This is a genomic window from Photorhabdus hindustanensis (assembly GCF_002968995.1).
Taxonomy (GTDB): Bacteria; Pseudomonadota; Gammaproteobacteria; order Enterobacterales; family Enterobacteriaceae; genus Photorhabdus; species Photorhabdus akhurstii.
Window position 1 is genome coordinate 1 of the sequence record NZ_PUWT01000121.1, and the last position, 2,332, is coordinate 2,332.

Genomic DNA, 2,332 nt, shown 5'->3' on the forward strand with positions numbered 1-2,332 from the left:
CTCCCTGATTTTTATTCAGTTTAATCATCATGGCATATCGTGTGTTACATTTAACCAACGTGAATCATACCCGCTTTTTATCTTTGCTGAGGCTGTTTACTCTCAACCCTGAAAGATTTCTATAGGTTATTTTTCGCATAAATTAGGCCAGTGAATAGCCTGATAATATTAAAGATATTCCCTTATACTTTCTCGGATAATCAACTCTCTGTTTAGAGGTTAAATCCTGATACATTAACCATTTTACCCCTCTTTTTATTGCGTTGTGTTTATAACTTGCTGAGTAAAATAACCGTGAGAAAACACGTTAATATCAACAGACCGGGTAATATTCTTTTACCGGCTGATTTCTTTTTAATTCTTTGTTAATGGTTATACCCGCAATTTCCTATCCTTATGAAAAAGTATCTATTGAGTTAACACCATATTTTCCTTTTATATAAATCTTTCATCTCTCTGTATACTCACGTTTAAATCATCATAGTAATGAATAAACCTTTTTTATTCACGCTGTCCCTTTTTAAAAGTTGGCATTAATGGGAGACCTGCTTTTTTAATCCCCAGATGAATTAATTAGCGATAAAAAACGCTTGCATTCACTAATAACTGGAAATACAAGTAAAAAGAGAAAGTTAATCACGTTAAAAAAAATGGCATCGGTAAAACAACCATCATTCCTGGGTTTTTCCTGTTTTTTAAAGCAAAAATGCATCTAATAGATGGTTTTGATTAAGCAGTTTTTATCAACCTAATGTTTTTTCGTTTCCCGATGCGTATTTAACTTCCCCGTGTTCATTAAACTGAAAACTAATGTTGAGGTTTTATCTTTTTTCTGTATTTAATTTTTTAACTTTAAAACCCGAGCAGATAACCGGGATGCTAATCATATTTAAACTCAATGCCTGATGATTTCATCATGTTTAATAATGCTAATCTAATCAATCTAAAAACTTATCGATTTTCTTTAATGATTGTCTCTGTTTTTCGTAAACCCCTTACAGCCCATGCAAAACCGCTTATTTAAGTACATTAGCTTAATTGGGTTAATCCTGTTAAATATTTTTACTCTTATTACTGGATTAACGCGGTCACTTTGTTAATCAATTCAAGACTGGTTTTGCCTAATTTTTTCTCTGCCAATATCAATATGGCAGCGAATTTTTTACCCGGTTTTAAAAAACCTTAATCACCTGTTTTCACCGTTAATGATTAAAGTTTTCAGCTGTTTTTTCATCACACACTGACTACTTTTTCCCGAGGTTAAAACGACACGGACAAACCATAACCGGCTTTTTAACAACGGTTTTATCATATCCAGATAAAGCATATCTCATTTTACCTGAATCAGTGAAAACTTCTGACACGTCTTGCTTTCAAACACGATGAAAAACGACACCCCAAATGATTTAATCTCAACATGGCGAAGTCAATAAAAAACGCTAAAACGAAAGATTAAAGACAGTGAAAACAACGTTAAAACCCCGTCGGTGGTAGCAAAATGCGATAAAAAAGAATTTAATGCCCATGTCAGGTTGCTGCGCTTGGCTTTTTTAGGATTACTTGTGGGAAGCCTCAGGTTTTATCATTGCTTCCATTGAATAAAATTCGGATGTTGGGTGAGCGCAGCGGGTTAAAAAAATTTGGGATTTATGTCACATTTATTAAGTTAATCAAATGGTCATCACCCAAACAGACGGGACAACAGGAATTTTTTATTATATGTTTTTGGCTGGGTATTAAACACATAAAACGACTGATGAGTTATCTTAACCAGACGCTTAAACAGCAATAGCATATCCCCGACGTTGCCTGTTCATACAGGTTATCAATAAGACTGTCAGCCACAGACTGCCAGCGCCTTTATAGTTTTGACGTAACTTGCCCGAGACTCTTTAACCCTTGGGTAGCTTATAACTATACGCCGCAATTAGTGCTGCCGGACCACTGTGCCGTGCGTTGTAAACCGCAAAAATGATATAGGGAAGCGAGATGCCATTCCAAAAAACCAATGCCGGCAATATCAGCATTCAGGGGGCCAATATCACCATCAATGGCAAACAGGTCAATGTGAACTGACCGCTACTGACTATCAACTTAATTTTAATCAACAACGGAAAAAACATGGAAAACACCCCCTATCAAATGAATGAAGGCTCACTGACTATCCCAGACAACTGGCGGGATGAATCCATGAATGTCTTTGTGCTGCCGGACGACAGCGGCATCAATCTGGTGGTCAGCCGCACCCCGGTCCCCGCCGGCATGGATAACCACGCTTACTATGAACAGACCCTGGAACAGTTTTGCACCCATCTGCCCGGGTACCAGGAGC

General features: G+C 37.2%; 1 protein-coding gene. It reads left to right on the forward strand.

Going from position 1 to position 2,332, the window contains the following annotated elements; genetic code table 11:
* Positions 1–2,121: 2,121 nt before the first annotated feature.
* Positions 2,122–2,332 (forward strand): DcrB-related protein (locus C6H66_RS24360; RefSeq protein WP_146111126.1); only part of this gene is annotated, 211 nt, incomplete at its 3' end.